The organism is Algibacter sp., from assembly GCF_029245835.1.
GTDB lineage: Bacteria > Bacteroidota > Bacteroidia > Flavobacteriales > Flavobacteriaceae > Algibacter_B.
On the sequence record NZ_JAQWOO010000088.1, the window covers coordinates 1 to 7,856 of the forward strand.

The 7,856-nt window shown below is 34.6% G+C and carries 4 protein-coding genes; all 4 read left to right on the forward strand.

Annotated elements, in window-relative coordinates; translation table 11 throughout:
* The first annotated feature begins 386 nt into the window (after window positions 1-386).
* The 4 genes from pflB (at window position 387) to ppdK (ending at window position 7,718) form a co-directional block, all read left to right on the forward strand.
* The gene (gene pflB / locus P8K68_RS13880; protein ID WP_300252217.1) at window positions 387-2,612 is read left to right on the forward strand and encodes a formate C-acetyltransferase; all 2,226 of its coding nucleotides are present in this window, start codon (window positions 387-389) and stop codon (window positions 2,610-2,612) included.
* 115 nt (window positions 2,613-2,727) lie between these two features.
* A complete protein-coding gene (gene pflA, locus P8K68_RS13885) occupies window positions 2,728-3,441 on the forward strand; it encodes a pyruvate formate-lyase-activating protein (RefSeq protein ID WP_300252224.1) in 714 nt (237 codons plus the stop codon).
* Between the two features lie 38 nt (window positions 3,442-3,479).
* Window positions 3,480-4,748, forward strand: a complete 1,269-nt coding sequence (locus P8K68_RS13890) for an OFA family MFS transporter (RefSeq protein WP_300252220.1) — start codon at window positions 3,480-3,482, stop codon at window positions 4,746-4,748.
* A 240-nt stretch (window positions 4,749-4,988) separates the two neighbouring features.
* Entirely contained in the window at window positions 4,989-7,718 is a 2,730-nt protein-coding gene (gene ppdK / locus P8K68_RS13895) for a pyruvate, phosphate dikinase (RefSeq protein WP_300252222.1), read from the forward strand.
* Window positions 7,719-7,856 lie beyond the last annotated feature (138 nt).

A 7,856-nucleotide genomic window follows, 5' to 3' on the forward strand; every position in this document is an offset into this window, starting at 1 on the left:
GTGACAGCATTGGTTTTCTTCATTAGAAAAATAAGTGGAATTATTCATCTAATATACTGAAAATCAATGCTTTAACCTAATTAATCAATGCTTAATTTATTGAAAATCAATGAATTATATTTTTGTCATGTACTAAAAAAATACTTATAATTTTTTTTAATAAAAACTCTTTTTCATTACGTTTTGTTAGGTAGTTTAAACAAAGGTTTAAAAATTTCTTTTTTTAAGTTTCGCAGCTCAAACGTTTTCGTTAAAAACTATTTGGTCTAAACCTTTGATTTATGGCGTTTAATGACATTTGTCATCTTTTAGTATGAGTTCTGTATCTACTTTTGGAGTGTCATTCATTGACTTAGATTAAAACAAAATATAAAATAGATTTAGAGATGGAAGTAAAACAATTTAAACATGGAATTTGGACAGAAAAGGTCAATGTTAGAGATTTTGTAATCAAAAACATTACTCCATATCACGGCACACAAGATTTTTTAGTTGGGCCAAGTGCTAAAACTGAAAAGTTATGGGACGTTTGTAAAGCGGCAACCAAAGAAGAAAGACAAAACAATGGTGTACGCTCAGTAGATACAGAAACTATTTCAACAGTTAGCTCATTTGCTGCTGGTTATATTGATAAAGAAAATGAAGTAATAGTTGGTTTGCAAACCGACGAATTATTAAAAAGAGCCATGAAACCTTTTGGAGGTTTTAAAGTGGTTCAAAAAGCATTAGCAGAACACGGTGTAAAGCCTAACGATGCTCTAACTGAATTGTTTTCTAAATATGTAAAAACGCACAATGATGGTGTTTTTGATGTTTATAATGCTGAAATTAGAAAGTTCCGTTCTTTAGGGTTTTTAACAGGTTTGCCTGATAATTATGCTAGAGGCAGAATTATTGGTGATTACCGTCGTGTAGCACTTTACGGAATTGACTTTTTAATAGAAGAGAAGAAAAAAGATTTAGCAAATATTACAGGACCAATGACAGAGGCTGTAATTCGTTTGCGAGAAGAGGTTTCTGAGCAAATTAGAGCGTTAGCAGATATTATTGAGCTAGGTAATAACTATAATTTAGAGTTAGGACGACCAGCTGTAACAGCTAAAGAAGCTGTACAATGGACATACATGGGTTATTTAGCTGCGGTTAAAGAACAGGACGGTGCTGCTATGTCTTTAGGAAATACGTCTACATTTTTAGATATTTATATTGAAAATGATTTACAAGCAGGTTTAATTACTGAAGATGAAGCTCAAGAGTATATTGACCAGATGGTAATGAAGTTGAGAATGGTGCGTCATTTAAGAATGAGCGCTTACGATGAAATATTTGCAGGAGATCCTACTTGGGTGACTGAAGCTATTGGAGGTATGTTTGATGATGGAAGAACTAAAGTTACTAAAACCTCTTTCCGTTTCTTAAATACGTTATATAATTTAGGAGCATCACCAGAACCTAATATGACTGTACTTTGGTCAAAAGATTTACCAGAGAATTTTAAGAATTACTGTTCTAAGGTAGCCATTGACACCTCTTCCATTCAGTTTGAAAATGATAATATGATGCGAGCAGAACGTGGATCAGACGATTACGGTATTGCATGTTGTGTATCTTACCAAGATTTAGGAAAATCTATTCAATTTTTTGGAGCACGTACTAACTTAGCTAAAACATTACTATTAGCAATTAACGGCGGACGTTGTGAAAATACAGGGAAGCTAATGGTTGAAGGTATTGAGCCATATGATGGTGAGTATTTAGACTTCGATAAAGTGATGGCTAATTTTAAAATAGCTATGAAGGAAGTGGCAAGAGTTTATAATGATTCCATGAACATTATTCACTACATGCACGATAAATACTATTATGAAAAAGCTCAAATGGCATTAATTGATACCAATCCAAGCATTAATATTGCTTACGGTATTGCAGGTTTATCCATTGTAGCAGATTCACTTTCAGCAATCAAATATGCACAAGTAAAACCCATTAGAAATGAAGAAGGTTTAACTGTAGATTTTGAAATTGAAGGCGATTTCCCTTGCTTTGGTAATGATGAGGATGGCGTTGATGAATTAGCTGCAAAAGCTGTGGCTGACTTCAATGATGAGTTGAAAAAATTACCAGTATATAAAAATGCTGAACCAACCATGTCTGTATTAACAATCACATCAAATGTATCTTATGGTAAGAAAACTGGAGCAACACCTGATGGTAGAAAAAGCGGGATTCCTTTCGCTCCTGGTGCTAACCCAATGCATGGTCGCGATTGTAATGGTGCAATAGCGTCATTAAGTTCAGTAGCTAAAATTGATTATAAAGATTCTTTAGACGGGATTTCAAATACGTTCTCTATAGTACCAAAATCATTAGGTGCTGATACTGATGAAAGAATAGAAAACTTATCAAGCATCATAGACGGTTATTTTATCAAAAAAGCACAGCATTTAAATGTAAATGTTTTGGATAGAGAGATGCTTCTTGATGCTATGGAGAATCCAGGAGAATATCCTCAATTAACAATCCGTGTATCAGGTTACGCTGTTAACTTTGTAAGATTAACAAAAGAGCAGCAAATGGAAGTTATTACACGTTCTTTCCACGAATCTATGTAGTTCTATTAATATTTTGAAAGCATCTGAAAAAGGAGTTTAAATATTTCTTTTTCGGATGTTTTTTTTAAACCACTGACTTATCAAAACACAAGATAACATATTAAACGTACACTCTATTGAATCATTTGGTACCCATGATGGGCCAGGTGTGAGAATGGTTGTTTTTCTTCAAGGCTGCAAATTAAAATGTTTGTATTGCCATAACCCAGATACTATTGATACTGCTGGAGGAATGTTATATCCTATTGAAGAGCTCGTAGACATGGCTTTAAAAACGAAACCTTACTTTGGTAAGAAAGGTGGCGTAACTGTTTCAGGGGGCGAACCTTTGTTGCAATCAAAAGCTTTAATTCCTTTTTTTAAGAGACTTAAAGAAGAAGGAATTCATACTAATATTGATACGAACGGTAGGTTATTAAATCATTTTACTGAAGAATTATTAGATGAGTATGCTGATTTGGTGATGTTAGATATTAAACATATGACTGAGGAAGGTTATGAATATATAACCGGACAAAGAAATAAAGAAACCACATTCAATTTTGCAAAACACAGAGAAGCCTCTGGAAAAAAAATGTGGCTGAGATATGTTTTAATACCAGGTATTACAAATACCCCTGAATTATTACATGCTATGGGCGAGTATTTTAAGGATTATAAAACCATTGAAAAAATTGAACTTCAACCTTATCATAAGTTAGGGGTTCATAAATGGAAAGCTTTAGGATGGGAGTATGAATTGAAAGACGCAAGAGAAAATACAAAAGAGGAAATACAATCTGCAGTAAGTATACTGCAAAAATATTTCAAAGAAGTAAAAACAAACTAAGAGATGTTGCTACAGAGCACATTCAAATTGTATAGATTATGAAAACACAAAAACTAAAAAACCGATGGCTCATAGCTGCTTCGGCAGTAGGAATCCATATTTCAATAGGATCAGTATATGCATATTCAGTAATGACCAACCCTGTTAAGGATATATTTGATGTTGATGGCAGTGTTATAAAATGGGCATTTAAAATTGCTATTTTATTACTCGGTTTATCAGCAGCATTTTTAGGTAGATGGGTAGAAAAAGTTGGGCCCAAAATTAGTGGAACCACGGCAGGTATATTTTACGGTGTGGGTATTTTAGGTTCTGGTCTAGCAGTGCAGTTAGAGTCATTATGGCTATTCTATTTATGCTATGGTGTTATCGGTGGTATTGGTCTAGGTTTAGGATACATTACACCAGTAAGTACTTTAGTGAAATGGTTCCCAGACAGACGTGGGTTAGCCACAGGGATGGCTATTATGGGGTTTGGTTTTGCAGCCTTAATATTTGGTCCTGTAATGCAATCCCTTTTCGACTCCGTTGGAGTTTCCAATGCGTTCTACATTTTAGGGTTAATTTATATGGTACTTATTTTATCTTCTGCAAGATATATTGAAAGACCACCAGAAGGTTATATGCCAGATGGGTTTAAACCTGGAGAAGGTAAAAAGATAAAGGCAGATATGGCTAATATTGATGCTAATGCATCTCTAAAAACATGGCGTTTTTATTATATCTGGATTATGATGTTTATTAATATTTCTTGTGGTATTGCCATTATATCGGCAGCAAGCCCTATGATGCAAGAGAAGCTTAATTATACACCTATGGAAGCTGCAGGTATAGTCGGTTTAATTGGGGTGTTTAACGGATTAGGCAGAATTATGTGGTCAACGTTATCTGATTATCTCGGAAGAGCCAATACATATATTATCTTTTTTGGATTTCAAATTTTAGCATTCTTTTTTCTACCGCAAATGACAATGGAATTAGCATTTTTAATCGTACTGTTTACAGTAATAACTATGTATGGTGGAGGATTTGCAACACTTCCAGCATTTTTAGGAGATTTATTCGGAACAAAACAGTTGGGTGCTATACATGGTATGGTATTGGCAGCTTGGGGTCTTGCCGGTGTTGTTGGACCAACTATTTATGATGTTGTTAAAAATTCAACAGGCTCACTAGACACGACATTAAAAGTCTTTGCTGGATTATTTGTTGTAGCGTTTATAGTTTCATTATTAATGAAAAGAACCGTAACAAAGGCATACAAGAAAATGGATAAACAAGCCACTAAAAAATTAAAGTTCGCATAGACTTTAGTACTTGAATTAGTTTAAAAGCACTTTCATGAAAATGGAAGTGCTTTTTTTATGTTTTTTTTGGGGTTAGTAAACATGTTTTGTGTCGTGATATTATTAAATAGAAATAATTTAAATCATGTATTAATAATATCTTATAAATTATTGGCTTATCATGATTTTTATCATGATTTTTTCCTGTAATTAATTCTACTTTTATTGAGTTTTATAACAGTAAATAAATTATTAATTATTATGGAAATACTTGAAAATGTAAAGGCTCGAGTTTTCAAATTTGGAGACAGTACAGCTGACGGAAACAGTACAATGAAAAACCTTTTGGGTGGTAAAGGTGCTAATTTAGCAGAAATGAGTTCTATTGGTATTCCTGTTCCTCCAGGGTTTACAATTACAACCGAAGTTTGTACCGAATATAATTTATTAGGAAAAGATGCGGTAGTTAAACTTATCAAAGAAGAAGTTGAAACTTCAATAGCAAATATAGAAACCCAAATGGGCACAACATTTGGAGATAAAGAAAATCCATTATTAATATCCGTACGATCGGGGGCTAGAGTGTCTATGCCCGGAATGATGGACACCGTATTAAATCTTGGCTTGAATGACGACGCTGTAATTGGTTTAGCAACTAGAACAGGTAACGAACGTTTCGCTTGGGATTCGTATCGTCGTTTCATTCAAATGTATGGTGGCGTTGTTTTAGGTATGAAACCTGAAGCTAAAGAGGACATTGATCCTTTTGAAGAAATAATGGAACACCTCAAATATAAACGACGTATAAAATTAGATACGGAGTTTAGTATTCAAGATTTAAAAGATTTAGTTTACGATTTTAAAGATGCTGTTAAAAAAAGAACCGGGCACGATTTTCCAACAAACCCATGGGATCAGCTTTGGGGTGCTGTAATGGCGGTGTTTAATAGTTGGAATGGCGATAGAGCTATGTATTACAGAAAAATGCACGGTTATCCATCTAATTGGGGTACAGCCGTTAATGTACAAGCCATGGTTTATGGAAATATGGGCGACAACTCTGGAACAGGGGTCTGCTTTACGCGTGATGCTGGTACTGGTGAAGATGTTTTTAACGGTGAATATTTAATTAATGCACAAGGTGAAGATGTAGTCGCAGGAACGAGAACACCACAACAAATAACAAAATTAGGTTCTATTCGTTGGGCAGAATTGGCAAAAGTTGAAGAAGTAGATAGAGCTGAAAACTATCCTTCTTTAGAAGAACTCATGCCAAACATTTATAAAGAACTGAATGGTTATCAAGAAAAATTAGAAAACCATTATAAGGATATGCAAGATATGGAGTTTACCATTCAAGATGGGAAACTTTGGATTCTACAAACTAGAAATGGAAAACGTACTGGTGCTGCTATGGTTAAAATTGCCATGGACATGTTTAAACAAGGTTTTATTACCGAAAAAGAAGCGATTTTGCGAATAGAGCCTAGTAAATTAGATGAATTATTACACCCTATTTTTGACCCTAAAGCTCTTAAACAAGCTCATGTAATAGCTCAAGGTTTACCCGCTTCTCCGGGGGCTGCAACAGGTCAAATAGTGTTCTTCGCAGACGAAGCCAACAAATACAAGTACACCATCTTAGCGCGAATTGAAACATCTCCTGAAGATTTAGAAGGTATGAATATTGCTCGAGGAATTTTAACTGCTCGAGGCGGCATGACATCGCATGCGGCAGTGGTTGCTCGTGGCATGGGTAAATGTTGTATTTCTGGAGCTGGCGCCTTAAAAATTAATTATAAAACAAGAACTTTAAAGGTTAATGATAAAGTTTATCATGAAGGCGATTGGATGTCTTTAAACGGTTCTACAGGTAATATTATTGAAGGCAAAGTAGCTACTAGCGAACCTGAATTAAGTGGAGAGTTTGCCGAAATCATGAAATTATCAGAGAAATATGCCACAATGCAAGTTAGAACTAATGCTGATACGCCTAACGATGCAAGTGTAGCTCGTAATTTTGGTGCTCAAGGTATTGGATTAACACGTACAGAACATATGTTTTTTGAAGTAGACCGTATAAAAGCGATGCGCGAAATGATTTTATCAGATACTCTAATAGGTAGACAACGTGCTTTAGAAAAACTACTGCCAATGCAGCGTAGCGATTTTGAAGGTATTTTTGAGGCTATGCAAGGGCTTCCTGTAACGGTTCGTTTATTAGATCCGCCTTTACATGAATTCGTTCCGCATCAATTGGAAACGCAACGTAGTTTAGCTGAGGAAATGCATATTACTTTAGAGGCAGTAAAAATAAAAGTAGCTGAATTAGAAGAGTTTAATCCAATGTTAGGCCACAGGGGGTGTAGATTAGGAATTACGTATCCAGAAATTACCGAAATGCAAGCAAGAGCTATTATTGAAGCCGCATTAAACTTAAAAGAAAAAGGTATCGTTGCTAAACCAGAAATAATGATACCTTTAGTGGGTACGCTTACTGAATTTGAAAGTCAGGAGGCTGCCATTAGAGAAACAGCAAATAAAGTTTTTGAAGAAAGAAATGATACTATTGAGTATGCTGTTGGTACTATGATAGAAATTCCAAGAGCTGCTTTAATTGCTGATAAAATTGCTCAGTATGCCGATTTCTTCTCATTTGGAACAAACGATTTAACACAAATGGCATTTGGTTATTCCAGAGATGATGCAAGTAAATTTTTGCCTATTTATATAGAAAAGGGCATTTTAACAGTCGATCCGTTTGAGGTTTTAGATCAAGAAGGTATTGGGCAGTTAGTAGAAATGGCTACCGAACGCGGAAGAAGTACAAAACCTAACTTAAAAGTTGGAATTTGTGGAGAACATGGTGGCGAGCCGAGTTCCGTTGAATTCTGTTATAGAACAGGATTGAATTATGTAAGTTGTTCGCCTTATAGAGTACCAATTGCTCGATTAGCTTCTGCACAAGCAGCTATAAAAGCGACCCTCTAAACCTGAGTTCGATTAATATTTAGATAAGTTTTAATAGTAAAAAAGATAGATTTTTAGTAAATTAAAGTACTGAAATTCAATTTATTAATCTAAAAACCTATCTATGTTTTGTTACTCTAAAATTACAGATTTATTTTG